Origin of the sequence: Pseudomonas sp. B6(2017) (assembly GCF_002112765.1) — a bacterium.
Classification (GTDB): Bacteria; Pseudomonadota; Gammaproteobacteria; order Pseudomonadales; family Pseudomonadaceae; genus Aquipseudomonas; species Aquipseudomonas piscis.
In genome coordinates, this window is the sequence record NZ_NEIQ01000004.1 from 193,448 (window position 1) to 217,328 (window position 23,881).

The following is a 23,881-nucleotide window of genomic DNA, read 5'->3' on the forward strand; positions in this document are numbered from 1 at the left end:
GTCTCCCTGGCCGGCCGCCACGGCCGGCAATTGAAAGTCACAAGCCACGAACCTGGCCCGCCGCCACCGGACGCGGGCCTTCGCCGATGCCGTTCTCCAGCGGGGCGCCGAATGCCTCGAGGCTGATCTGGAAGCGGTCGCCGGGCCGGGTCCGGATGCCGTCGGCAAAGGACAAGGTGGCAGTGCCGAAGTAATGCACATGGACATCGCCAGGACGCAGGAACTGGGCGTACTTGAAATGGTGAAACTCGAGGTTGGCCAGGCTGTGGCACATGTTGTCCTCGCCACTGAGGAATTCCTGTTCCCAGAGCACCTTGCCGTCACGCAGCACCCGGCTGGTTCCGGCCAAGTGGCCCGGCAATGCACCCACCCGCAACTCAGGACCATAGGCGCAATAGCGCAGCTTGGAATGGGCCAGGTACAGGTAGTTGCGCCGCTCCATCACATGGTCGGAGAACTCGTTGCCCAGGGCATAACCCAGGCGATAGGGCCGGCCATCGGCACCTATCACGTAGAGGCCGGTCAACTCCGGTTCCTCGCCCGCATCCTCGGCGAAGGGCGGCACCGGAAAGTCGCCGCCGGGCCGCACGACGATGCTGCCATCACCCTTGTAGAACCATTCCGGCTGCGCTCCCACCTCCGTGGCCAGCGGCTTGCCACCTTCCAGGCCCCATTTGAAGATGCGCATGGTGTCGGTGACACCGGCATCGCCCTGGGTCTGCTGGTGGTGCATCTTGTCCCGGGCGGCTGCACTGCCCAGGTGGGTCAGGCCAGTACCACTGACCAGGCAGTGGGCCGGATCTGGATGGTCCAGCGGCGGCAGCAGGCGCCCCTGCTCCAGCAACCGGGGATAGTCGAGGCTGCTGTCGCTGCCACGGGCTTGGGCTTCTTGCAGCAGGCCGCGCTCGTTGTCGATCGCCGCCAGGGCCAGCTCGCGAGTGCTGGCGGTATTGCGCAAAACGTGGACCCGGTCGCCTTCGACCCTACCGACCTGGCGCTGGCCGGCATCGTTCTCAAACTGAATCAGGCGCATGCCCGTCCTCCTGGATGTCATGGCGGCAGCCGTCCACGGACGGCTGCCGAGGCTTATTCGATGATGTTGAATTCGCCGAGATGGTCTTCGGATATCTCCAGGCCCAGGCCCGGCTTGTGGTCGTCGAGCTGGATATAGCCTTCCACCGGCTGCGGCTCGCCCTTGAACACGTAATAGAACAGCTCGTTGCCGACCTCGACATCGAACACCGGGAAGAACTCGGCCATGGGCGAGGCGGTGCTGGACATGGTCAGGTGGTAGTTGTGCATCTGGCCGGCATGGGGGATGACCGGCACCGACCAGGCCTCGGCCAGGGCGTTGATCTTGCGCGCCGCGGTGATGCCACCGACGCGGTTGGTGTCGTACTGGATCACGTCGACGGCACGCCGCTCCAGCAACTCCTTGAAGCCGTAGGAGGTGAACTCGTGCTCGCCGCCGGAGATCGGCATGATGCCCATCTTCTTCAGCTCGACGTAGCCTTCCAGGTCATCGGCGATCACCGGCTCCTCCAGCCAGCGCGGCTCGAATTCGGCCAGCTTGGGCAACATGCGCCGGGCGTACTCCAGGGTCCAGCCCATATAGCACTCGAGCATGATGTCGACATCCGGCCCCGCCAGTTCCCGCAAGGCGCGCACTTGTTCGATGTTGCGGCGCATGCCTGCCGGCCCATCCTTCGGGCCGTAGCCGAAGCGCATCTTCAAGGCATTGAAGCCCTGGTTGAGGTAGCCCTGGGCCTCTTCCAGGAACAGGTCGAGGTCATCGTTGGCGTAGAGCTTGGACGCATAGGTCCAGATCCGCTCCTTGGTGCGTCCGCCCAGCAGCTTGAACACCGGCTTGCCCACGGCCTTGCCCATGATGTCCCAGATGGCGATATCAATCGCCGAGATCGCCGCCATGCCGATGCCCTTGCGTCCCCAGGCATGGCTCTGGCGATACATTTTCTGCCAGATGTATTCGTTGTCGAAAGGGTCCTCGCCGATGGCCAGCGGTGCCAGGTAGGTATCGATGACCTGCTTGGCCACACGCGGCGCCAGGGCACAGTTGCCGATACCCACCAGGCCGTTGTCGGTTTCCACTTCCACCACCAGCCAGCCGTGGAAACGGAACGAGCCCATGGCGTCGCCGCGCTCGAACAGGATGTCCGAGGCGTTGGTGCAGAAGTGCGCCTTGGGGGGCACGACCTTGCCTTTCCATTCGAAGACACGGGTACGGATCGCTTTGATTTTCATGCGGGGGTCCTTGTCAGGGCTTGGGTAATGATCAGTCGAGCCGGGCCGGAGCCAATTGCTCGGTGGAGCCTTCGACGGGCCGGGCACTGAGGCGCGAGAGCAGGATGGCGCCGAGAATGCCCACCAGGGCCAGGGCGAACATTCCGGCACGGGGGTCGGCGAACTGGGCTTCGGTCAGGGTCTTGAGATTGGGAGCGACGAAACCGCCGAGGTTGCCGATCGAGTTGACCAGGGCAATCCCTCCCGCCGCCGCGGCACCGCTTAGATAACCGGTGGGAATGGTCCAGAACAGCGGCTGCACGGCGACGAAGCCGGATGCGGCAAAGCAGAACGCCAGGACCACCGCGACCATGCTGCAGCCCAGGGCCGAAGCGGCGATCCCGATGGCGGCCATGCTCAGCATCAGCACCGCCAGGCGCCGATGCTGGCCACTGCGGTCGGCATGCCGGGTCACCAGGCGGGTGACCAGCAGCGCACAGATCCAGGGAATCGCCGTGATCAGACCGACGCTCAAGCCCACGTGACCGTCCAGCAATCCGGCAATACGGGTCGGCAGGTAGAACACCACCCCATAGACGCTCATCTGGATGGTGAAGTAGGCCAGGCAGAACTGCAGCACGCGCGGATTGCGCAAGGCGCTGAAGAAACCATGGGGACTGCTGTGCTGCTTGCGCGCGTCTTCTTCGGCCAGGGCAGCTTGCAGCGCCTGCTTCTGCGCCGCGTCCAGCCAGCGAGCATCGGCCGGGCGATCGACCAGGTAGAAATAGGCAGCGCCTCCCACTACCGATGCCATCAAGCCTTCGACCACGAACAACCACTGCCAGTTGGTCAAGCCGAATATGCCGTGGAACTCCAGCAACCAGCCCGACAGCGGGCTACCCAGCACCAGGGCCAGGGGCAGGCCGAAATAGAACAACCCCAGGGCCTGGCCACGGCTCTGGGCCGGAAACCAGTAAGTGAGGTAGAGGATGATGCCCGGGAAGAATCCGGCCTCGGCCACCCCTAGCAGGAAACGCAGCACATAGAAGGTCTGGGCGTCGTGGGCGAACATCATCGCCGCCGACACCAGGCCCCAGGTGACCATGATCCGACATAGCCAGACCCGGGCGCCGAGACGGTGCAGCATGAAATTGCTGGGCACCTCGAAGAACGCGTAACCGATGAAGAATATGCTCGCGCCGAACGCGAAGGCAGCATCACCCAAGCCGGTATCCGCCTGCAGCGCGACCTTGGCGAAACCGACATTGGAACGGTCGATGAAGGCCAGGATGTACATCAGGATCAGGAAGGGCAGCAAGCGCAGCCGACTTTTGGAGATGGCGCTGGCAAGTACCAGGGCAGGGTCTGGACGAGTCATGTCGATGTTCCTTGAATGCCGGTCAGTGCCTTGCGCAAGGGACAAGGCGGCTTTTTGTAGTTGTGCGCCCCTTGAAGACAGCGGCTTGGCAACAGCTCAAGGGGTGAACCGACTGTAGCCAGCCGGTCGAGCGCCGGCTAATCACTTATGGGCATCCAGCGATAACCCCAGGTGATCACTTGGCTTTATTTATGGCTATGTAGGGTTATCGACAACAACTGCCTGGCCCAAGCGCTCGGCAAGGCTGCTGAAGCCGGGATAAGCGCTTGCAGCACAAGCAGAGGACGGCTCGGGCGAAGCCCGGCTTCCGAGATGACGATTGCCGCGCAATCGATTGCAACCTGACCGGCCACTACCGAAAACGTGATGCATCTGGGAAAGGTGCAAGGCGAAACGCAAGGGTTCCCACGCCAGGCGTGGGGAGGCAGGAAGGCAAAGAACGCTGGTCAGCGACGATGGGCGCCCATGCGGCAGGCGATCTCGAACGCCTGGCGGATCGCTCCGACGTTGGCCCGGCCCTGCCCGGCGATGTCGAAGGCCGTGCCGTGGGCCGGAGTGGTAATGGGAATCGGCAGGCCACCCTGGACCGTGACGCCACGGGAGAAGCCCATGAGCTTGATCGCGATCTGCCCTTGGTCGTGGTACATGGTCACCACCGCATCGAAGGCAGTGGCGTCGCCCTGGACCTTGAGGAAAATGGTATCGCCCGGGTACGGCCCCTCGGCGGCGATCCCCCGGTCTTGGGCGCTCTTCACCGCCGGACCAATGATGTCCAGCTCCTCGCGACCGAACGAGCCATTGTCGCCATTGTGCGGGTTGAGCCCACACACGCCGATTCGCGGTTGCACCAAGCCGCTGCGCTTGAGCGCGGTGTCGATCAGCTGGATGGCTTCCACCACTCGCGCCTGGCTGAGCAGGCCCGGCACATCCGCGAGTGCCACATGGGAGGTCACCCGCGAGGTCCAGAGGTCGTCGAGCACGTTGAACTCGCAGAACGGCCCGTGGAAATCCAGCAGCTCGGCGAACCAGTGCAGCTCATCGTTATGGCCCATGCCGGCCATGTGTAGCGAGGTCTTGTTCAAGGGACCGAACAACAGCGCGTCGGTGGTGCCGCTTTCGGTCAGGCGCAGCGCCAGTTCCAGGGTGTCGAGGCTGTAGCGCCCACCGATCGCGCTGGCCTCGCCGCGAGGGAACGCGCCCACGGCCAGGCCGCGAAAATCGTAGAACAGCGGCATGTCGTCGACAAACTCCAAGTGCTCCAGGGAAGTCACCTGGCGATAGGGGAACATCTGGCCGGCGATGTCCATGCCCCGACACATCTCGGCCTCGTCGGCGATCAGGATCACCTGGGCCTGCTGGCGCACCCTGGCATCGCTCAACAGCCGGGCGATCAGCTCCGGGCCAATGCCCGCCGGGTCACCCAGGACCATGGCGATTTTGCTTTTGTTCATGTTTCACTCCTCACAGGTTCGGGCCGTATCCGGTCGCTGGCGCAAGGCTCGCAGCGGTAGGTGCGCTGGGCATTGCCGTAGAACAGACGCTGCTGATCGGCCCACGGCAGATCAGCGACGATGTTTTTGAAACCGCTGTAGATGGTGTCGAACGAACCACAGAGACTGTCCACCGGGAAGTTGCTGGCGAACATCGCCCGGGCGCTGCCGAACAGGGCGATTGTTTCGCGCACGATCCACGCGTTGTCCAGCGCACGCCAGGGCTTGCCGTCCTGCCCCAGACCGGAGATCTTCACCTGCACGTTGGGCCATTCGGCCAGCCGCGCCATGGCCGCGTGCCAGGCGCGCAGACCCGGTTCGCTGCGGTCGCAGGGCAGGCCGGTGTGGTTGAGGATCAGGGTGATCCCAGGAAAGTCCCGAGCCAGACGCTCGGCCTCCGGCAGATTCCACCAGGGTGTCTGCAAGTCGAAGTGCAGCCCCAGGTCTTGCAGCTGGGCGTAGCCGCGCCGCCAGCGCTCGTCGCTCATCAGCGTACGCAGTTGCCCCACCTGCCCGGGGGAAACCGGCCCACCAGGCTTGTGCCGCACGCTGCGCACACAGGCGAACGACGCCTGCTCGGCAAGTACTGAGGACGCATCCGGATGGTCGAGCCAGGCCTGCGCCACCACCGCGTTGGGTACGCCATAACGGGCAGCCAGCTGTTCGATGAAGCGGGTTTCTCCGATGGGATCGCCGGGCTCCCATTCGGTTTCCACGTACACCGTGCCCACCACCCGATGCGGGCCGGCGTCGGCGAAATAGTCCTCGGGGAAATAGCGGCGCTTGAGCGCGCTGTAGTCGCCGTAGCGAAAGGCGATGTTGGCCTCGGGAAGCAACCAGGGATGCGGATTGTTCAGCGGATCCCAGAAGTGATGGTGGGCATCGACGATGGGACCGTCCCACAATGCCTGTGCATCAGCCATGCGCCATCTCCGCGGGGCCGTCGAGGCTGATCAGCAGGGTGGCCAGGACAAACAGTGCCGAGCACGCCGCGAAGAACCCCAGCACCGGAGCGAAACCGCCGGCGAACTGTAGGATCACCCCGACCAGGATCGGTACCGCAATGCCGCCAATGCTGCCGGCCATATTCATCACCCCGCCGATCAGGCCGACCCGCGCCGGGGCAGCAAGCAACGCCGGGAAACTCCAGTAGAGGCTGCCCCACATCAGGAAAAACGCAGTCATGGCCAGCAGGGCCACCGCCGCGAACGGGTTGCTCAGGGTCGGCAGCAGCAGGAACGCCAGCAGCGTGATCATCCCGGAAAACGCCAGCAACCCCTTGACCGCCAGGCCGCGGCTGACACCCTTGCGGATCAGTCCGTCGCACAGGAAACCACCAATGAGCGAGCCCAGCGTGCCGCAGATGAAAATCACGAAGGTGGCGGTGCCGATGCCCTTGATGTCGAAACCCCGCGCCTGGGCCAGGTAGCTCGGGCCCCAGGTCAGCAGCCCGAAATAGACCATGGCCCAACTGGCGCGCCCCATCAGCAGGCCGCTCAGGGAACGAGCGGCGATGCCGAGGCTCTTGGCTGGCGCCCGCGCCGCTTCGGCAGCTGGCGTCGCGCGCCCGGCGTTGATCTTCGCCAGCTCGCTGGCATTGACCTGCGGGTGGCTGGCCGGATCGTCCCGCAGGTAACGGCAGACGACCCAGGCCAGTACCAGGGTCGCCACCCCGGCAATCACGAACGCCAGCCGCCAGGAGTCGAGCAGCGCGATCAGGCAGGCGATCAGCAACCCGCCAATGGCCACGCCCAACGGGCTGCCGCTGTCCATCAACACCGCGCCGCGGCTGCGTTCGCCGGGCGCCAGCCACAGGGAAATCAGTTTGCCGCCGGAGGGGAACAGCGGCGCTTCGGCCGCCCCCAGGGCGACCCGAGCAAATAGCAAGGACAGCCCGCCGGTGGCAAACGCCGCCAACACCTGGAAGGTGCCCCACAAGCTGGTCGACCAGCCGATGACCCGGTGCGGGCCGAAACGGTCGATCAGCCAGCCTCCGGGAATCTGCAACAGCGCGTAGGCCCAGAAGAAGCTGCTGAGAATCAGCCCCTGCAAGCTCGGCGACAGGGCGAACTCATGGGCGATGGTAGGCATGGCGATGGACAGCGAGACCCGGTCGATCAGGTTGACCATGGTCAGGGCGAAGATGATCGCGAAGATCCGCCAGCGCACGGAGCTGGCCCGGGAAGTGGCGCCCCGGGCCGCGGACGCCGTTTCGACAGTGCTGTCGGGCAGGTGCAGGGAAGCACTGGAGCGAGCCATGGCGCATACCTCTTTTCTTATTGTTGTGGTGGCGCGCCCCGGAAGGCGCCGCAGAGCTGCACTATCGAAGGCCCTGTGATAACCGTCTAATCAAAACTTGGCATACGGCGATAGCCTCGGGATATGACAGCCTTTACATCCTGTCTCGTCCTGCTCCCAGACTCATGGCCCCGCCCTGGAGTCTCTGCCGAGGCTGCGATCGAGGTAGGCGGCATTCCGGCGGCGTCCTCGCAAAGCCGACCGGTGCGGTTTGCCTGGTGGAATGTATCGCCAGGCTTCATGGTCGCTGCGCGACCGATCGCAACCTCGCAAGCTCGGCAGCGGCTATAGGTATGGGTTGGGCGGCTTGCGATAACCCCAGGCTATCGATGTATGTTTTGTTTTGAGTAGACGCCAAGTCCACAGCTTCCCACACTCGGCCCAGGCTTGCGGCTGTGACCATTGAACAAGCCACTCATAACAACTACAAGAAAGAGGCTCTCCATGCGGACAAGATCTGTTCGTCGCACCTCGCTCCTGCTCCTGGGATGCGCCCTGCTCGGCGCCGGCATCCTCCCCCCCCTCGCCCAGGCCTGGCAACCCGATAGAAATGTCGAGATAGTCGTCGCCGGCGGCCCAGGTGGCGGCACCGACCAGCTCAGCCGGCTGATCCAGTCGATCATCACCACCCACAAGCTGCTGGACGTCAGCACCATCGTCCTCAACAAGGGCGGCGGCAACGGCGCCGAAGCCTTTCTCGACCTGAAGATGGCCAAGGGCGATGCCGAGAAACTGGTGATCGGCACCAACAACATCTACCTGCTGCCGCTGGTATCGAAGCTCGGCTACCAATGGCAGGAACTGACCCCGGTCGCCGCCCTGGCCGAGGACGACTTCATCCTCTGGAGCTACAAGGGCGCTCCCTGGAAAGACGCCAAGGAATTCTATGACGCGGTCAAGGCCGCCCCCTCGAAACTGCGCATGGGCGGCAGCCAATCCAAGGACGTCGACCAGACCCTGACCCTGCTGCTGAACCGCAGCACCGGCGCCAAGCTCACCTACATTCCGTTCAAGAGCGGCAGTGAAGCGGCCACCCAGCTGGCCGGCAAGCACATCGCCGCCAACGTCAACAACCCGGCCGAAAGCATCAGCCAATGGCGGGGCGACCAGATCGAGCCGCTGTGCGTGTTCAGCCGGCAACGCATGCAATACACCAGCAAGGTCGCCGGCGACAAAGCCTGGTCGGATATCCCCACCTGCCACGAGCAGGGCCTGGGCATCGATCAGTACCGCTTCCCGCGCACAGTGTTCATGCCCGGCGAGGTCAGTACCGAGCAGCGGGCGTTTTACGTCGAACTGATGCGCAAGGTCACCCAGACTCCGGAATTCAAGGCCTACGTGGCACAGAACGCGCTGGTACCGACCTTCCTCGAGGGCGAGCCGCTGACCGCCTACATCGAGCAAGACACCGCCCGCGTCACCCCGGTGTTCAAGGACGCCGGCTGGCTGCGCAACTGATCCACACGTTGCCGCGCGTCTTGTATCGCAGGGGGCCCGGCGGCCACCTTCTGGAGGTGCTTGCATGTTCCGTTCCACGGATTCTTCAACGCTGGTCGGCACCCGTTGGGTCGAGCTGGGCCTGGCCTGGTTCACCGCGTCGATCGGCGCGGTGGTAATGTTCGCCAGCGCCGAACAAGGTAGCGGCTGGGGTGACACAGGCCCCGAGCCAGGGTACTTCCCGTTCTATATCGGCCTGCTGCTGAGTGTCGCCAGCCTGGCCAACGGCCTGCTGACCCTGCTGCGCTGGCACGCGCTGAGCGTGGCGTTCATCAGCCGCGCAGCCTTTGCCCAGGTGCTGTCGGTGTTCATCCCGATCGCCCTGTTCGTCGCCGCCATGCCCTTTACCGGGATCTACCTGGCCTCGGCGCTGTTCATCGCCTGGTTCATGTGGAGCGACCGGGTGCGCGCCAAACCCTATGGCAAATGGATGATCGGCGGCGTGTCTCTCGGCTCGGTCACCGGCAGCTACCTGATCTTCGCCCTGTGGTTCAAGGTGCCGCTGGATGCCGGCCCGCCCGGCGACTGGCTGAGCCTGATCGGGAGCCGCCTGAAATGAGCGAATTCGATTCCCTGCTGCAAGGCATGAACCTGATACTCACCCCCGGGCATATCGGCCTGATGGTAATCGGCGTACTGCTGGGCATCCTGGTCGGCGTATTGCCCGGTCTTGGGGCGCCCAACGGCGTGGCGCTGCTGCTACCCCTGACTTTCACCATGGCCCCGGTGTCGGCAATCATCCTGCTCTCGTGCATGTACTGGGGGGCATTGTTCGGCGGTTCGATCACCTCGATCCTGTTCAACATCCCCGGCGAGCCGTCATCCGTGGCCACCACCTTCGACGGCTACCCCATGGCCCGCGAAGGCCATGCCGCCCAAGCCCTGACTGCAGCGTTCAGCTCGGCACTGATCGGCGCCCTGTGCGGGGTGTTGCTGCTGACTTTCCTGTCCACGCGCATCGCCGCATTCGCCATGTCCTTCAGCTCACCGGAGTTCTTCGCGGTATATCTGCTGGCCTTCTGCACCTTTATCGGCATGAGCAAGAACCCACCGCTGAAAACCGTGGTGGCGATGATGATCGGCTTCGCCATGGCCGCGGTCGGCATGGACACTGTATCCGGCAACCTGCGCCTGACCTTCGACCAGCCGCTGCTGATGACCGGGATCAGCTTCGAGGTGGCGGTGATCGGCTTGTTCGGCATCGGCGAAATCCTCTGTACCGTCGAGGAAGGCCTGGTGTTTCGCGGCGAGCGCGGGCGCATCACGCCGATGGTGGTCCTGCGCACCTGGGCGCGGCTGCCGCGCTACTGGCTGACCATCGTGCGCAGCACACTGGTGGGCTGCTGGATGGGCATCACCCCGGGCGGGCCGACAGCCGCGTCGTTCATGAGCTACAGCCTGGCGCGGCGTTTCTCCAAGCGCCACGACAATTTCGGCAAGGGTGAAATCGAAGGGGTAATTGCTCCGGAAATCGCCGACCACGCCGCTGGCACCAGCGCCCTGCTACCGATGCTGACCCTGGGCATTCCCGGCTCGGCCACCGCGGCGGTGATGCTGGGCGGCCTGATGATCTGGGGGCTGCACCCCGGGCCGACGCTGTTCGTCGAACAGCACGACTTCGTCTGGGGCCTGATCGCCAGCATGTACCTGGGCAACGTGGTCAGCCTTATCGTGGTCCTGGCCACTGTGCCGCTGTTCGCCTCGATCCTGCGGATCCCGTTCTCGATCATCGCGCCGATCATCATCATGATCTGCGCCATCGGCGCCTACTCGGTGCATAACGCCTTCTTCGACGTGGTGCTGATGCTCGGCTTCGGCGCTCTGGGTTATGTGTTCAAGAAACTCGGCTATCCGATCGCCCCGCTGGTGCTGGCCGCGGTGCTGGGAGACAAAGCCGAGGACGCCTTCCGCCAGTCGATGCTGTTCTCCGACGGGCAACTGGGCATCTTCTGGTCCAACCCGCTGGCAGGCAGCCTGACCACCGCCGCCCTGGCGATGCTGTTCTGGCCCTTGCTCTCTCGCGGGCTGCGAGGTCTGCTCGGCTGGCGTGGCCGGCGGTCGACGAAGGCCAAGTCGGCTTCCTGAATGCGCAGCACTGGCAACGCCTGACATTTATTGTCAGGCTTTCCGCTCCTTCTTCGCGAGCACGGCTCATGACCAGGATTCCCGACGCCCATCTGATTCACAGCCGCCTGCGCCTGCGGCAACTGCGGCTGGTGCTCGCCTTGCAGGAATTCGGCTCGCTGCGCCGTGCCGCCGAGCACATCGGCATGACCCAGCCCGCGGCGACCAAGATGCTCCACGAGGCCGAAACCCTGCTGGGCGTCGAGCTGTTCGAGCGGCTGCCACGGGGAATGCGCGCCACACCGTTCGGCGAAACGGTGATCTATTACGCGCGAATGGTCTTCGCCGAGCTCAGCGGCATGCGTGAGGAACTGGTGTCCCTGGAATCGGGCAACCTGGGTCGGGTCACGGTCGGGGCCATTCCGGCCCTGGCCTCGGGACTGCTGACCCGGACCATCGCCACCCTCAAGCAAAGCCATCCACGGCTGTCCATGAGCATCCAGGTGGATACCAGCGACGTCCTGGTGCAAGCCTTGCTGCAGGAGCAACTGGATGTCGTCCTGGGGCGGATTCCAGCTGGAGCGCGGGCCGAGGAACTGTCGTTCGACAGCCTTGGTGAAGAAGCACTGTGCGTGATCGCCGGAGCCCGCAACCCCTTGGCCCAAGCCACGCAACTGGACTGGGCGCAATTGCAGGAGCAGACCTGGGTATTGCAGCAGCATCCCAGCCCCATGCGCTCGATCGTCAACCAGGTGTTCCACAACGCCCGAGTCGATATTCCCAGCAGCATCGTCGAGACCACCTCGATCATGACCCTGCTGTCCCTGGTCCAGCAGACAGACATGATCGGCGTCACCCCGGTCTCGGTGGTCGAGGACTATCCCGGCCGGCACCTGCTGGCTGTCCTGCCGATCCAGTTCCAAGCGCGCCTGCCGCCCTTTGGCTTGATCACCCGGCGCCAGCGGATCCAGTCATCGGCGATGCAGGCCTTCATGGATGCCGTACGCCAGGAGCAGGCCCCCATGCGCAGCTGAAGGGTGGCGTGGCGAAGGAGCAAGCTCCCTCGCCACCGCCTGCGACCGGGCATTGCACCCGGCCGGCGCGCCTCGATCAGGCGCTCTTGCGGAACACGAACACCAGCCCGACGATGATCAGGCCCATGCCGAACAGGCTCAGCAGCGCCAGGCGATTACCGAAGATCAGGTAGTCCATCAGCGCCGTCACCGCCGGCACCAGGTAGAACAGGCTGGTGACATTCACCAGGTTGCCCTGGGCGATCAGGCGGTACAGCAGCAAGGTGGCCAGCACCGAAACCACCAGCCCCATCCACAGCACCGGGATCAGAAAACCTGCGTCGTATTCGAAGTGGAACGGCTGGAACGGCACGAACAACGCACACAACAACAGCCCGGCCAGGTATTGCACCGGCAGGGTACCCAGGGGGTTGTCGGTGATGCGTTTCTGCATGATCGAGCCGGCGGTCATGCTCACCAGGGCCAGCAGGCCGCAGAGCATGCCGGAGATCGAGATGCCTGCCAGGCCGATGCCCTGGTACACCACCATGATCAGGCCGGCGAGCCCCAGGCCCAGGCCGAACAGACGGCTCCAGGAGCGCTGGCGCTCCATCAGCACCACGGTGAGGATCGGCTGCACCCCCATGATGGTGGCCATCACCCCGGGGGTGACCTTCAGGTCCAGGGCCAGGATGTAGAAGATCTGGTAGGCGCCCAGCAGCACCAGGCCCGTGGCCACGGCAAACCCCATGGCCCGGCGGCCCCTGGGCCAGCGCAGCTTGAGCAGCGGCACCAGCAGCACCAGGCCGGCCAGGGCAATGGCGAAGCGCACCAGCAAGAAGGCGAAGGGCGAGGCATGGGCCAGCCCCCATTTGGAGAAGATCGCGCCGCTGCTCCAGAGCAGGACGAACAGACTCGTGGAGGCCGCCGCAAAAGCGGACTTTTTCGAAATGAGCAACATGAAACCACCTGTAGTCAGGCAAGAAGCCAATTCAGCCGGAGCTGAAGTTCAGTAGTGTTTTTTCAGGCGGGCGGAGGAAACAGCAGCGGTTGCTGAGTCAGCCCGAGAAGCCAACGCCCGACGGCGATACGACTGCGTATACCGGCGTGCTACTGACAGGTGGGGGGTTCTGACCGATCTGCACAGGCTGCTGATTCCCGCACGGCACGACGCCAGCGTTGACCGCTGAAACCACTACCGCGTTGATGAGGGATAAGGCCATGTGCCAAGGGTTCTCGAAGGAGGAAAAGAATGAGTCGCTTGACTCATCGAGCGCCGAATATAACCAGCGCCCGATATTCATTGCAAGATTTATCCGAACAGCCATTTCCACAGGATAACCAGCACCACCACCGCCAGGACCGGGCGCAGGATGCGGTACAGCTTGGGATTGCGGCGTTTCCACTGCTTGACCACACCACTGAAGCTGTCGCTGAAACGCTTGCTCCAGGCGTAGGCCTGGTTGATGCCGCCAACCCGCTCGTCGTCCAGGTTCTGCGGTGCGGTGGCACGCCCCAGCTGGGCGCTGACCCAACGGTTGATGCGGGTCATCAGGCCACTGCTCAACGGACGCTCGATGTCGCAGAACAGGATCACCCGGGTGATCTCGGTTTCGTTCTTCACCCAGTGCACGTAGGTCTCGTCGAACATCACGTCCTCACCGTCGCGCCAGGCGTATTCCTCGCCGTCGACGAAGATCCGGCAAGCGTCGGAGTTGGGCGTCGACAGGCCCAGGTGATAACGCAGCGAGCCGGCGAAGGGGTCGCGGTGCGGGTTCAGGTGGCTGCCGCCGGGCAACAGCGCGAACATCGCGCCCTTGACGTTGGGGATGGCGCTCACCAGCTCGACGGTCTTGGGGCACAGGGCCGCGGCCGAGGGCAGCGGCTTGTCGTACCACTTGAGGTAGAAGCGCTTCCAGCCCTTCTTGAAGAAGGAACCGAAACCGGCATCGTTGTTCTTCTCGGCGGCGCGGATGTAACCCTCGTCGAACAGGTGCATGGCCTCGTCGCGAATGGTTTCCCAGTTGTCGCGCAGTACATCCAGCTCGGGGAACTTGCTGCGGTCCAGGTACGGCTTGGAGGGCACGCCGGAGAACAGGTACATCAGGGTGTTGTAGGGAGCGAACAGCGCCGAATGGTTGACGAACTGGCGCAGTACCGGCAGGCGCGCCTTGCCGCGCAAATGCACGAAAAGGATGCTGCCGATGAACAGCGACAACACCGCGAACTTGGCGGCAAAGGAAAAGCTCATGCAACAACTCCTTGGAAATAGGCACCGGTGGGGGGAGCGATCACCCGACCTGGCAGCCGGTCATGATAAACACTCCTGAACCCCGGAAAAACCCGCACGACCGAACATTCAGCATTAACGGTCGTGCAACAAAGGCGTTAAGTAGCATAAGCCGCACAAGCAGCGACTGATATGGATCAGCCATCGGCCCATGGGGGCAGCGCCATGGACCGACGGCCAGCCGACGTTACTGCTGGGTCTCCTGCTCGGTGAACAGATCGCTGAACAGCATGCTGGACAGGTAGCGCTCGCCGGAGTCCGGCAGGATCACCACGATGGTCTTGCCTTGCATTTCCGGGGTTTCTGCCAGGCGTACCGCCACGGCCATCGCTGCCCCGCAGGAAATCCCGCAGAGGATGCCCTCCTCCTGCATCAGGCGCAGGGCCATGGCCTTGGACTCCTCGTCGGTCACCAGCTCCACCCGGTCGACCATTTCCAGGTCCAGGTTCTTGGGTACGAAACCGGCGCCGATGCCCTGGATCTTGTGCGGGCTGGGCTTGATCTCCTGCCCGGCGAGCTTCTGGCTGATCACCGGCGAGGTGGCCGGCTCTACCGCCACCGCGAGGATCGGCTTGCCCTGGGTCTTCTTGATGTAGCGCGACACGCCGCTGATGGTGCCACCGGTGCCGACACCCGCCACCAGCACGTCCACCGCGCCGTCGGTGTCGTTCCAGATCTCCGGGCCAGTGGTCTTTTCGTGGATCGCCGGGTTGGCCGGGTTATCGAACTGCTGCGGCATGAAGTACTTGCCCGGGTCGCTGGCGACGATTTCCGCCGCCTTGTCGATCGCTCCCTTCATGCCCTTGGCCGGCTCGGTCAGCACCAGTTCTGCCCCCAGGGCCTTGAGCACCTTGCGTCGCTCGATGCTCATGGAGGCCGGCATGGTCAGCATCAGCTTGTAGCCACGGGCAGCCGCCACGAACGCCAGGCCGATCCCGGTGTTGCCCGAGGTGGGTTCGACGATGGTCATGCCCGGCTTGAGCCGGCCCGTGCTTTCGGCGTCCCAGATCATGTTGGCGCCGATCCGGCATTTCACCGAGTAGCCCGGGTTACGCCCTTCGATCTTGGCCAGGATGGTCACCCCACGCGGGGCGATGCGGTTGATCTGCACCAAGGGCGTATTACCGATGGAATGGGCATTGTCAGCAAAAATTCGGCTCATGGCTGGGTCCTTATGCAGCAGTGAAGAAGTCCCCAAGGGTATGCCTGGCATCCTTGAGCGTCCAGTCGCGCCGAACGACCTGGAGCCTGGGCAGTCAATGCCTTTATAGGACTGGAGGCTGCCCCATGAAACGTCGCTATCGTTGGCCCCTGTGGACCCTGGCGGGCCTGGTCGTACTGCTGGTCGGCCTGCACATCGCCCTGCCCTACCTGGTGCGTGACTACCTGAACGACAAGCTCGCGGACATGGGCGACTACCGCGGCCGGGTCAGCGATGTCGACCTGGCCCTGTGGCGCGGCGCCTACCGCATCAACGGCCTGGAGATCGTCAAGGTCAGCGGCAAGGTGCCGGTGCCTTTCGTCAAGGCGCCGTTGATCGACCTGGCGGTGAGCTGGCATGCGCTGTGGTACGACCATGCGGTGGTGGCGCGGGTGCAATTCGTCCAGCCCCAGGTGAACTTCGTCGATGGCGGCAGCGACCGCCAGGCCTCGCAGACCGGTGCCGGCACCGACTGGCGGGCGCAACTGGGCAAGCTGTTGCCCATCACCCTGGATGAAGTGCGGATCGACGACGGCACCCTCCACTTTCGCAACTTCGGCTCCAATCCACCGGTGAACCTGGGCGCGACCCAGGTCAATGCCAGCTTCTACAACCTGACCAATGTGGTCGACACCCAGGGCAAGCGCGACGCCCGCTTCGAGGGCAAGGCCCTGCTGCTGGGCCAGGCGCCCCTGGAAGCCAGCGCCACCTTCGATCCCCTGAGCAACTTCGAGGAGTTCGAGTTCCGCCTGCGGGCCCGGGATATCGAGCTCAGGCGTTTCAACGACTTCGCCTCGGCCTACGGCAAGTTCGACTTCAAGGCCGGACACGGCGACCTGGTGATCGAGGCCCAGGCCGAGAAGGGCCAACTGCGCGGCTACATCAAGCCGCTGCTGCGGGACGTGGAAGTCTTCGACTGGCAACAGGACGTGGAGAACCGCGACAAGAATGTGTTCCGCTCGGTCTGGGAAGCCCTGGTGGGCGCCGGGGAAACCCTGCTGAAGAACCAGCGCAAGAACCAGTTCGCCACCCGGGTCGAGCTCAGTGGCAACGTACACCAGCAGGATGTCAGCGCATTCCAGGCGTTTTTGCAGATTTTGCGCAACGGTTTCATCCAGGCCTTCAATGCCCGCTATGAACAACCCAAGCCGTCGACTGACTGAGTCACCCCGTGACGCTCCATTCAGAGACTGAATGGGGCGTCTGCGTTCACAGTCAAGCGAGCGCCGCGTTATAGTCGCGCCATTCGTGTCCATTCAAGCGACCTGCCCCGGGCAGCTCGTCGTCACCGTTCGAGGAATTGCAGATGAAGTTCGAAGGCACCAGCGCATACGTTGCCACCGATGACCTGAAGCTGGCGGTCAACGCCGCCATCACCCTGGAGCGTCCGCTGCTGGTCAAGGGCGAACCCGGCACCGGCAAGACCATGCTCGCCGAGCAACTGGCCGAATCCTTCGGTGCCAAGCTGATCACCTGGCACATCAAGTCCACCACCAAGGCCCACCAAGGGCTCTACGAGTACGACGCGGTGAGCCGCCTGCGCGATTCGCAACTGGGCGTGGACAAGGTCCACGACATCCGCAACTACCTGAAGAAGGGCAAGCTCTGGGAAGCCTTCGAGTCCGAGGAGCGGGTGATCCTGCTGATCGACGAGATCGACAAGGCCGACATCGAGTTTCCCAACGACCTGCTGCAAGAGCTCGACAAGATGGAGTTCTACGTCTACGAGATCGACCAGACCATCAAGGCCAAGCAACGGCCGATCATCATCATTACCTCCAACAACGAGAAGGAACTGCCGGACGCCTTCCTGCGCCGCTGCTTCTTCCACTACATCGCCTTCCCTGACCGCACGACCCTGCAGAAGATCGTCGACGTGCACTATCCGGACATCAAGAAGGACCTGGTCAGCGAGGCGCTGGATGTGTTCTTCGACGTGCGCAAGGTGCCGGGCCTGAAGAAGAAGCCCTCGACCTCCGAACTGGTGGATTGGCTCAAGCTGCTGATGGCCGACAACATCGGCGAGGCGGTGCTGCGCGAGCGCGATCCGACCAAGGCCATCCCACCGCTGGCCGGCGCCCTGGTGAAGAACGAGCAGGATGTACAGCTCCTCGAACGCCTGGCCTTCATGAGCCGGCGCGGCAGTCGTTAGGCTCTACCCAGAAGCTGCCTGCGCGTCGATCATGCTGCGTTAGAAACCGGTTCGGAATGCTCATTTAGCTCGCTAAACTCCGCCTCCTCACCTGTTTCTGCCTTGCCTGATCGCCGCTCGACGAGCTTTTGAACAGATCCCTAGATCATTAGAGAGCGATAACCATGCTGCTCAACCTGTTCAATGAAATGCGCGCCGCCAAGGTACCGGTGTCGGTGCGCGAGCTGCTGGACCTGATCAACGCGCTCAAGCAGCGCGTGACCTTCGCCGACATGGACGAGTTCTACTACCTGGCCCGGGCGGTGCTGGTGAAGGACGAGCGCCACTTCGACAAGTTCGACCGGGCCTTCAGCGCCTATTTCAACGGTCTGGAGAAACTCGACGACCACCTGCAGGCGCTGATCCCCGAGGACTGGCTGCGCAAGGAGTTCGAGCGTTCGCTCAGCGATGAGGAACGGGCGCAGATCCAGTCCCTGGGCGGCCTGGACAAACTGATCGAAGAGTTCAAGAAGCGCCTGGAAGAACAGAAGGAACGCCACGCCGGCGGCAACAAGTGGATCGGCACCGGCGGCACCAGCCCCTTCGGCTCCGGCGGTTTCAACCCCGAGGGCATCCGCATCGGCGATGCCGGCAAGCGCCAGGGCAAGGCGGTCAAGGTCTGGGACCAGCGCGAATACAAGAACCTCGACGACTCGGTGGAACTGGGCACCCGTAACATCAAGGTGGCCCTGCGCCGGCTGCGCAAGTTCGCCCGCCAGGGCGCGGCCGAGGAGCTGGATATCGACGGCACCATCGACCACACCGCCCGGGATGCCGGCTTGTTGAACATCCAGATGCGTCCGGAGCGGCGCAACAGCGTCAAGCTGTTGTTGCTGTTCGACATCGGTGGCTCCATGGATGCCCACGTGAAGATCTGCGAGGAACTGTTCTCGGCCTGCAAGACCGAGTTCAAGCACCTGGAGTACTACTACTTCCACAACTTCATCTATGAGTCGGTGTGGAAGAACAACCTGCGGCGCGGTTCGGAACGGACTTCGACCCAGGACCTGCTGCACAAGTACGGCGCCGACTACAAGGTGATCTTCGTCGGCGACGCCGCCATGGCGCCCTATGAAATCACCCAGGCCGGCGGCAGCGTCGAGCACTGGAACGAAGAAGCCGGCTACGTGTGGATGCAGCGCTTCATGGAGAAGTACAAGAAGCTCATCTGGATCAACCCCTACCCGAAGGACACCTGGGGCTACACCGCGTCCACCAACATCGTGCGCGAGCTGATCGAGGACCAGATGTATCCGCTGACCCTGCGTGGCCTGGAGGAAGGCATGCGGTTTCTGTCCAAGTAGGCCGTCAAGCAGGGCCCTGCGGGCCTTTTCGCAGTTTCGCCATGGCCTCGACAGCGGCTACAGAGCAATACCCTGGAGCCGCTGCCACAGGCTGCGTACGGGCGCGCAGCGGCCGCCACGGCCGTCAGCCACTACACAAAGCGGCGCAAGAACGCCAACTGCTGCCGATGCGCGGTCTCCTGCACCACCGGCGCCAGGCGCACCTTGCTGCCGGGCAGGCATTGCGCCAGCCGGGCCAGGGACAAGGGCGTCAATGCGCCCAGGCGCGGATAACCGCCGATGGTCTGCCGGTCGTTGAGCAGGATGATCGGCTGGCCATCCGGCGGCACCTGGACCGCCCCCAGGGCGATGCCTTCGGAAATCATCGGCTGGCCCTGGTACTCCAGCACCGGCCCCAACAACCTGGCGCCCATGCGGTCGGCCCGGCTGTCCAGGGTCCAGTCGCGGTTGAAGGCATCGAACAGGCTCAGGCCACTGAACTGGCCGACCTGGGCCCCGAGGATCAGTTCCAGCGGTGCAGCGCATTGCCAATCCGCCAGCTGTGCGGCCGACAAGCACTTGAGCGCACCACCGGTTCCGGAATACCCCAGCACCCCGCCCTCGCCCAACGCCCGCCCCTGCCCGTCAAGGCCACCCAGGGCCTCGCGCTGCACACTGGAACAACTGCCCAATACCTGCGGCGCGTCGAAACCGCCAGGGGCCGCAAGATAGGCCCGGGCCCCGGAATGCGGCTGGGTAAAGCGCAAGCGCTGGCCCTTCTGCAGGACGAAACTGCGCCCCGGGGTCAGCGGGCTCTCATCCACATAGGCCCCCAGGTCGGCCCCGGCCAACGCCAGCAGGCAGTAGTCCTCGGCCAGCAAGGTCAGGCCGCCGAGGGTGATCTCCAGCACCGGTGCGTCCAGGGCATTGTCCAGCAGCCAGTTGGCCCAGGACATCGACACCCAGTCCAGCGCCCCGCCCTGGGTCACGCCCAGGTGGCGCACACCGAACCGCCCGGCGTCCTGCAGCAGGCACAAGGGCGTGCTGGCCTCGATCGACAAACGGCTCATGCCGGCACCTCCAGCGGACTGTCGTCACCACCCAGGCGCAGGAACTCGGCCCGCTCCACTGCCGCGAAGCGCACCCGGTCTCCCGGCTGCAACAGGCTGTAGCCCTCGCGCTCGCGGTCGAACAAGCGGCTCGGGGTTCGCCCGATCAGGTTCCAGCCCCCCGGCGACACCGCCGGATAGGCCGCGGTCTGGCGTTCGGCGATGCCGACGCTGCCCGCCGCCACGCGCTTGCGCGGGGTATCGAGCCGGGGCGCCGCCAGTTCAGGCGTCACCAGGCCCATGAAGGCGAAACCGGGAGCGAAACCCAGGGCGAACACCCGATATTCGTGCTGGCTGTGCCGGCGGATCACCTCGGCCACCGGCAAGCCGCTGCGCCGCGCCAGCAGCGCCAGTTCCGGCCCGACGCTGGGGTCGTACCACACCGGCAACACATGCTCGCGCCCGCCTCCGGCATCCAGCGGAACCAGGCCCGCCAGGGCCGCATCGATCAGCTCGCGGGCCTGGGCCGGGTCCAGGCTGCGCAGGTCGTAGTGCACCATCAGCGTGGTATACGACGGCACCAGGTCGATCAAATCCACGCCGAAGCCCTGGCGCAGGCGCTCGGCGGCGGCCAGCATCCAGGGCATGTGGTCTTCGGCGATCCCATCGAACAGGCGCACCATCAGGCAATCGATGGCCGCCACCTCCACCCGGTAGTTCATGAGTCGGACTGCTGGTTCAGGGCCTCGCGGATACGCTGCACCGCCGCCACCGAGCTGGCGTTGTCACCGTGCACGCACAGGGTATTGGCCTGCAGGAGCAAGGCACTGCCATCGCTGGCCACCAGCGGTTCGCCACGGGCGATGGCCAGGGCTTGGCGGACTATGGTGTCCGAGTCGTGGTGCACCGAGCCCGGCACTTGGCGCGAGACCAGGTGCCCGGCGCTGTCGTAGGCGCGGTCGGCGAAGGCCTCGAACCACAGGGTCACGCCGTGCTCATCGCCCAGGGCCTGGGCCGCGCGGTTGTCGCGGGTGGCCATGAGCATCAGCGGCAATTGCCGGTCGTAGGCGGCCACGGCCTGGATTACCGCGCGCAGCTGCGCTGGGTTGGCCATCATGTCGTTGTACATGGCGCCGTGGGGCTTGATGTAGCTGACACGGGTGCCTTGCGCCCGGCAGATGCCATCGAGGGCACCGACCTGGTAATGCAGCAGATCCTGGATCTCCGTGGCGGAATAGCTCATGGACCGGCGCCCGAAACCCGCCAGGTCCTGGTAGGCCGGGTGGGCGCCGATACGCACGCCATTGGCCAGGGCCAGGGTCACGGTCTTGCGCATGATGCCCGGATCGCCGGCGTGGAAACCGCAGGCGATGTTGGCGCAATCGATGAAGGGCATGACCTCGGCATCCAGGCCCATGGTCCAGTTGCCGAAGCTTTCGCCGATGTCGCAGTTCAATAACAGGCGGCTCATGGTCGGTGCTCCTGTGTTCTTATAAGTGCCGGCACGGGGCCGGGTGCAGTATCCGCAGGTTATCAGCTAGCGCGCCTCGAGTTCCTTGCCACGGGTCTCCGGCAGGCTCAGGGCGGCCAGCACCACCACGCCATAGGACACCGCGGCGAAGGTACCGATGGCCACGCCCAGGGGCACATGCTGGCTGAGCAGGCCGATCAACAGCGGGAACAGGGCCGCCACCGCGCGCCCGCTGTTGTAGCAGAAGCCTTGCCCGGAACCACGGATACGGGTGGGGAACAACTCGGTGAGGAAGGCCCCCATGCCGCTGAAGATGCCCGAAGCGAAGAACCCCAGGGGAAAGCCCAGCCAGAGCATGGCCTCGTTGCTCACCGACATCTGGGTATAGAGCAGGACGATGGCGAAGGAGCCGGCGGCGAACAGCACGAAGTTCTTCTTGCGCCCCAGGATATCGGTCAGGTAGGCGCTGATCACATAACCCACATAGGATCCGAAGATCACCATGGCCAGGTAGCCGCCGGTGCTGAGCACACTCAGGCCGCGCTCGGTCTTGAGGAAGGTGGGCAGCCAGAAGGTAATGGCGTAGTAGCCGCCCTGGGCTCCGGCCGCCAGCAACGAGGCACGCAGCGTGGTGCTGAGAATCCCCGGGGCGAAGATCTCGTAGAAGCGCGGCGGATTGCTCGGTGCTTCCTTGGCCCGGGTTTCCCGGTAGACCTCAGGGTCCTTGACCAGGCGCCGGACGAAGATCACGAAGATCGCCGGCAGGATGCCGAGGATGAACAGGCCACGCCAGGCATCTTCCGGCGGTAGCAGGGAAAACAACAGTGCATAGAGCAATGCCGTCAGGCCCCAGCCCAATGCCCAGCCGGACTGCACCATGCCCACGGCCTTGCCACGGTTCTTGGCGCGGATCACTTCGCCGATCAGCACCGCGCCGGCGGTCCATTCACCACCGAAACCGAAGCCCATCAGCGTCCGGGCCACCAGAAGCTGTTCATAGTTCTGGGCCAGGCCACAAATGAAGGTGAAGAAGGCGAACCACAAGACGGTGAGCTGCAGGGTCCGGACCCGGCCGATGCGATCGGACAGGATCCCGGCGATCCAGCCGCCCAGGGCCGATGCCAACAGGGTGCTGGTGTGGATCAGGCCGGCTTCGGCCGAAGTGATGCCCCACAGGGCGATCAGGGTCGGGATCACGAAGCTGAGCATCTGGGTGTCCATGCCATCCAGGCCGTAGCCGATCTTGCAGCTCCAGAACGCCCGGCGTTCCTGCTGGTTGATGTCGCGATACCAGTCGAACGGGCCGACGCGATGCGGGGCCTTGGCGGCCTGTGGTTCGGGCGCACTCATGGCGATCTCCAGGATTATTGGTGTTGTTCTGGACCACGACGACGCATATCGTGGGTCGGCGCATTTTTCGACTCGGGCAGCGCCCACGTCCAACTAATAAAAGCCGCTCCAAGGCATAAGAAAAGTTGATCCCATGAATCTCAAGTTCCTCGAAACCTTCGTCTGGGTCGCACGACTAAAGAACTTCAGCCTGACCGCGGAAAAGCTCTGCACCACCCAGGCCGCGGTGTCCAGCCGCATCGCCGTGCTCGAGGACGAGCTGGGGGTCAAGCTGTTCCGGCGCGATTCGCGGGGCGTCAGCCTGACCCCCGAAGGCCTCAAGGTGCTGGAACATGCCGAGCAGATGCTCGATACCCTGCAGGTGCTGAAGCAGTCGATCGAAGCGCCCTCAAGCAAGGTCGGACGGCTGCGCATCGGAGTCATGGATACGGTGATCCACACCTGGCTCAGCCCCCTGGTGGCACAGCTGATGGATCACTATCCCCAGGTGGAAATCGAGCTGGTGGCCGACACCTCGCTGAACCTGTGCGAGCAGTTGCAAAGAGGCTTTCTCGACCTGGTGCTGCAAACCGACCTGCTGCGCCAGGAAAGCATCCGCAGCCTGGAACTGGCCAGCTATCCGGTGTGCTGGGTCGCCGCCAGCAACTCGATCTACAACCGCCACTACGGCTCGCTGGTGGAGCTGGCCCGGGAGCGGATCGTCACCTACTCGAAGAACTCCCTGCCCCACCAACAGATCCTGAGCCTGATGCAGGCCAGCGGCGTACTGGCACCGCGCCTGAACTGCGTCAATTCGGTATCGGCCATCACTCGGCTGCTGCGTGACGGCTTCGGCATCGGCGCCTTGCCGCCGGTCCTGGTGCGCGAGGAACTGGCCCGTGGCGAGCTGACGCTGCTGGACATCGAGCAGCGCCCGCCGAACCTGCAGGTGGTGGTGTCGTGGCGAGTGGGGGTGGAACTGGTGGAAGACATCGTGCAGTTGTGCCAGCGCGTGGTACAGCGCTACGCCCAGCAGGTCGGCCAGGAGCACCTGCTCCTGGCGCCGTCCCCGTAGGCGCAGCGACG

General features: G+C 64.2%; 21 protein-coding genes. 8 read left to right on the top strand and 13 right to left on the bottom strand.

All coding sequences use genetic code 11. From position 1 onward, the window contains the following. Positions 1 to 37 precede the first annotated feature (37 nt). The 6 genes from araD1 to CAG11_RS08560 form a co-directional block, all read right to left on the bottom strand. Positions 38 to 1,033, bottom strand: coding sequence for an AraD1 family protein (gene araD1, locus CAG11_RS08535; RefSeq protein WP_085596002.1), 996 nt, complete (start codon positions 1,031 to 1,033; stop codon positions 38 to 40). A gap of 53 nt (positions 1,034 to 1,086) precedes the next feature. Then, positions 1,087 to 2,262, bottom strand: a complete 1,176-nt coding sequence (locus CAG11_RS08540; RefSeq protein WP_085596003.1) for an L-rhamnonate dehydratase — start codon at positions 2,260 to 2,262, stop codon at positions 1,087 to 1,089. Between the two features lie 31 nt (positions 2,263 to 2,293). Continuing rightward, complete coding sequence (locus CAG11_RS08545; RefSeq protein ID WP_085596004.1) at positions 2,294 to 3,619, bottom strand: MFS transporter; 1,326 nt, start codon at positions 3,617 to 3,619, stop codon at positions 2,294 to 2,296. A gap of 446 nt (positions 3,620 to 4,065) precedes the next feature. Beyond that, positions 4,066 to 5,070 (bottom strand): 4-hydroxythreonine-4-phosphate dehydrogenase PdxA, encoded by a 1,005-nt coding sequence (locus CAG11_RS08550; protein ID WP_085596005.1) that lies wholly within the window; start codon positions 5,068 to 5,070, stop codon positions 4,066 to 4,068. After that, positions 5,067 to 6,032, bottom strand: coding sequence for an amidohydrolase (locus tag CAG11_RS08555; protein ID WP_085596006.1), 966 nt, complete (start codon positions 6,030 to 6,032; stop codon positions 5,067 to 5,069). Before CAG11_RS08555 ends, CAG11_RS08550 begins: the two co-directional genes overlap by 4 nt. After that, positions 6,025 to 7,368 carry an MFS transporter gene (locus CAG11_RS08560; RefSeq protein ID WP_085596007.1) on the bottom strand — a complete coding sequence of 448 codons (1,344 nt, stop codon included), beginning with the start codon at positions 7,366 to 7,368 and terminating at the stop codon, positions 6,025 to 6,027. Before CAG11_RS08560 ends, CAG11_RS08555 begins: the two co-directional genes overlap by 8 nt. Positions 7,369 to 7,851: 483 nt before the next feature. Here CAG11_RS08560 and CAG11_RS08565 point away from each other — a divergent pair, with 483 nt between their 5' ends. From CAG11_RS08565 to CAG11_RS08580, 4 genes are all read left to right on the top strand, one after another. Further along, a complete protein-coding gene (locus CAG11_RS08565; RefSeq protein WP_085596008.1) occupies positions 7,852 to 8,865 on the top strand; it encodes a tripartite tricarboxylate transporter substrate binding protein in 1,014 nt (337 codons plus the stop codon). Positions 8,866 to 8,929: 64 nt separating this feature from the next. Further along, positions 8,930 to 9,463 carry a tripartite tricarboxylate transporter TctB family protein gene (locus CAG11_RS08570; protein ID WP_085596009.1) on the top strand — a complete coding sequence of 178 codons (534 nt, stop codon included), beginning with the start codon at positions 8,930 to 8,932 and terminating at the stop codon, positions 9,461 to 9,463. Continuing rightward, positions 9,460 to 10,989: a tripartite tricarboxylate transporter permease gene (locus CAG11_RS08575; RefSeq protein ID WP_085596010.1), complete on the top strand. Its 1,530-nt coding sequence runs from the start codon at positions 9,460 to 9,462 to the stop codon at positions 10,987 to 10,989. The genes CAG11_RS08570 and CAG11_RS08575 overlap by 4 nt, the downstream gene beginning before the upstream one ends. 68 nt (positions 10,990 to 11,057) lie before the next feature. Continuing rightward, a complete protein-coding gene (locus CAG11_RS08580; RefSeq protein WP_085596011.1) occupies positions 11,058 to 12,002 on the top strand; it encodes a LysR family transcriptional regulator in 945 nt (314 codons plus the stop codon). Positions 12,003 to 12,078: 76 nt separating this feature from the next. Here the strand turns inward: CAG11_RS08580 and CAG11_RS08585 are convergent, their stop codons facing one another. The 3 genes from CAG11_RS08585 to cysK form a co-directional block, all read right to left on the bottom strand. Then, positions 12,079 to 12,942: a DMT family transporter gene (locus CAG11_RS08585; RefSeq protein ID WP_053135243.1), complete on the bottom strand. Its 864-nt coding sequence runs from the start codon at positions 12,940 to 12,942 to the stop codon at positions 12,079 to 12,081. 351 nt (positions 12,943 to 13,293) lie between these two features. After that, entirely contained in the window at positions 13,294 to 14,232 is a 939-nt protein-coding gene (locus CAG11_RS08590) for an aspartyl/asparaginyl beta-hydroxylase domain-containing protein (protein ID WP_022642926.1), read from the bottom strand. Positions 14,233 to 14,458: 226 nt separating this feature from the next. Then, complete coding sequence (gene cysK / locus CAG11_RS08595) at positions 14,459 to 15,433, bottom strand: cysteine synthase A (protein WP_022642925.1); 975 nt, start codon at positions 15,431 to 15,433, stop codon at positions 14,459 to 14,461. 125 nt (positions 15,434 to 15,558) lie between these two features. Between cysK and CAG11_RS08600 the strand changes: the two genes are divergently transcribed. The 3 genes from CAG11_RS08600 to CAG11_RS08610 all read left to right on the top strand — a co-directional run bounded on the left by CAG11_RS08600 (position 15,559) and on the right by CAG11_RS08610 (position 18,967). Next, entirely contained in the window at positions 15,559 to 16,635 is a 1,077-nt protein-coding gene (locus tag CAG11_RS08600; protein WP_022642924.1) for a DUF748 domain-containing protein, read from the top strand. A 143-nt stretch (positions 16,636 to 16,778) separates the two neighbouring features. Beyond that, positions 16,779 to 17,624 (top strand): MoxR family ATPase, encoded by an 846-nt coding sequence (locus CAG11_RS08605; RefSeq protein ID WP_085596012.1) that lies wholly within the window; start codon positions 16,779 to 16,781, stop codon positions 17,622 to 17,624. Between the two features lie 164 nt (positions 17,625 to 17,788). Further along, complete coding sequence (locus CAG11_RS08610; RefSeq protein ID WP_085596013.1) at positions 17,789 to 18,967, top strand: VWA domain-containing protein; 1,179 nt, start codon at positions 17,789 to 17,791, stop codon at positions 18,965 to 18,967. A gap of 131 nt (positions 18,968 to 19,098) precedes the next feature. Here CAG11_RS08610 and CAG11_RS08615 read toward each other — a convergent pair whose 3' ends face one another. The 4 genes from CAG11_RS08615 to CAG11_RS08630 all read right to left on the bottom strand — a co-directional run bounded on the left by CAG11_RS08615 (position 19,099) and on the right by CAG11_RS08630 (position 22,816). Next, positions 19,099 to 20,016, bottom strand: coding sequence for a biotin-dependent carboxyltransferase family protein (locus tag CAG11_RS08615; RefSeq protein WP_085596014.1), 918 nt, complete (start codon positions 20,014 to 20,016; stop codon positions 19,099 to 19,101). Further along, positions 20,013 to 20,717 (bottom strand): allophanate hydrolase subunit 1, encoded by a 705-nt coding sequence (locus CAG11_RS08620; RefSeq protein ID WP_085596015.1) that lies wholly within the window; start codon positions 20,715 to 20,717, stop codon positions 20,013 to 20,015. The genes CAG11_RS08615 and CAG11_RS08620 overlap by 4 nt, the downstream gene beginning before the upstream one ends. Then, complete coding sequence (locus CAG11_RS08625) at positions 20,714 to 21,466, bottom strand: 5-oxoprolinase subunit PxpA (RefSeq protein ID WP_085596016.1); 753 nt, start codon at positions 21,464 to 21,466, stop codon at positions 20,714 to 20,716. The genes CAG11_RS08620 and CAG11_RS08625 overlap by 4 nt, the downstream gene beginning before the upstream one ends. A 66-nt stretch (positions 21,467 to 21,532) precedes the next feature. Then, positions 21,533 to 22,816 carry an MFS transporter gene (locus CAG11_RS08630; RefSeq protein ID WP_022642918.1) on the bottom strand — a complete coding sequence of 428 codons (1,284 nt, stop codon included), beginning with the start codon at positions 22,814 to 22,816 and terminating at the stop codon, positions 21,533 to 21,535. Between the two features lie 133 nt (positions 22,817 to 22,949). Between CAG11_RS08630 and CAG11_RS08635 the strand changes: the two genes are divergently transcribed. Beyond that, positions 22,950 to 23,870, top strand: coding sequence for a LysR family transcriptional regulator (locus tag CAG11_RS08635; RefSeq protein ID WP_085596017.1), 921 nt, complete (start codon positions 22,950 to 22,952; stop codon positions 23,868 to 23,870). Positions 23,871 to 23,881 lie beyond the last annotated feature (11 nt).

Excerpts from the sequence above, each read along its gene's own strand:
- araD1 (WP_085596002.1), bottom strand. The coding sequence starts at position 1,033 with ATGCGCCTGATTCAGTTTGAGAACGATGCCGGCCAGCGCCAGGTCGGT.
- CAG11_RS08540 (WP_085596003.1), bottom strand. The coding sequence starts at position 2,262 with ATGAAAATCAAAGCGATCCGTACCCGTGTCTTCGAATGGAAAGGCAAG.
- CAG11_RS08545 (WP_085596004.1), bottom strand. The coding sequence starts at position 3,619 with ATGACTCGTCCAGACCCTGCCCTGGTACTTGCCAGCGCCATCTCCAAA.
- CAG11_RS08550 (WP_085596005.1), bottom strand. The coding sequence starts at position 5,070 with ATGAACAAAAGCAAAATCGCCATGGTCCTGGGTGACCCGGCGGGCATT.
- CAG11_RS08555 (WP_085596006.1), bottom strand. The coding sequence starts at position 6,032 with ATGGCTGATGCACAGGCATTGTGGGACGGTCCCATCGTCGATGCCCAC.
- CAG11_RS08560 (WP_085596007.1), bottom strand. The coding sequence starts at position 7,368 with ATGGCTCGCTCCAGTGCTTCCCTGCACCTGCCCGACAGCACTGTCGAA.
- CAG11_RS08565 (WP_085596008.1), top strand. The coding sequence starts at position 7,852 with ATGCGGACAAGATCTGTTCGTCGCACCTCGCTCCTGCTCCTGGGATGC.
- CAG11_RS08570 (WP_085596009.1), top strand. The coding sequence starts at position 8,930 with ATGTTCCGTTCCACGGATTCTTCAACGCTGGTCGGCACCCGTTGGGTC.
- CAG11_RS08575 (WP_085596010.1), top strand. The coding sequence starts at position 9,460 with ATGAGCGAATTCGATTCCCTGCTGCAAGGCATGAACCTGATACTCACC.
- CAG11_RS08580 (WP_085596011.1), top strand. The coding sequence starts at position 11,058 with ATGACCAGGATTCCCGACGCCCATCTGATTCACAGCCGCCTGCGCCTG.
- CAG11_RS08585 (WP_053135243.1), bottom strand. The coding sequence starts at position 12,942 with ATGTTGCTCATTTCGAAAAAGTCCGCTTTTGCGGCGGCCTCCACGAGT.
- CAG11_RS08590 (WP_022642926.1), bottom strand. The coding sequence starts at position 14,232 with ATGAGCTTTTCCTTTGCCGCCAAGTTCGCGGTGTTGTCGCTGTTCATC.
- cysK (WP_022642925.1), bottom strand. The coding sequence starts at position 15,433 with ATGAGCCGAATTTTTGCTGACAATGCCCATTCCATCGGTAATACGCCC.
- CAG11_RS08600 (WP_022642924.1), top strand. The coding sequence starts at position 15,559 with ATGAAACGTCGCTATCGTTGGCCCCTGTGGACCCTGGCGGGCCTGGTC.
- CAG11_RS08605 (WP_085596012.1), top strand. The coding sequence starts at position 16,779 with ATGAAGTTCGAAGGCACCAGCGCATACGTTGCCACCGATGACCTGAAG.
- CAG11_RS08610 (WP_085596013.1), top strand. The coding sequence starts at position 17,789 with ATGCTGCTCAACCTGTTCAATGAAATGCGCGCCGCCAAGGTACCGGTG.
- CAG11_RS08615 (WP_085596014.1), bottom strand. The coding sequence starts at position 20,016 with ATGAGCCGTTTGTCGATCGAGGCCAGCACGCCCTTGTGCCTGCTGCAG.
- CAG11_RS08620 (WP_085596015.1), bottom strand. The coding sequence starts at position 20,717 with ATGAACTACCGGGTGGAGGTGGCGGCCATCGATTGCCTGATGGTGCGC.
- CAG11_RS08625 (WP_085596016.1), bottom strand. The coding sequence starts at position 21,466 with ATGAGCCGCCTGTTATTGAACTGCGACATCGGCGAAAGCTTCGGCAAC.
- CAG11_RS08630 (WP_022642918.1), bottom strand. The coding sequence starts at position 22,816 with ATGAGTGCGCCCGAACCACAGGCCGCCAAGGCCCCGCATCGCGTCGGC.
- CAG11_RS08635 (WP_085596017.1), top strand. The coding sequence starts at position 22,950 with ATGAATCTCAAGTTCCTCGAAACCTTCGTCTGGGTCGCACGACTAAAG.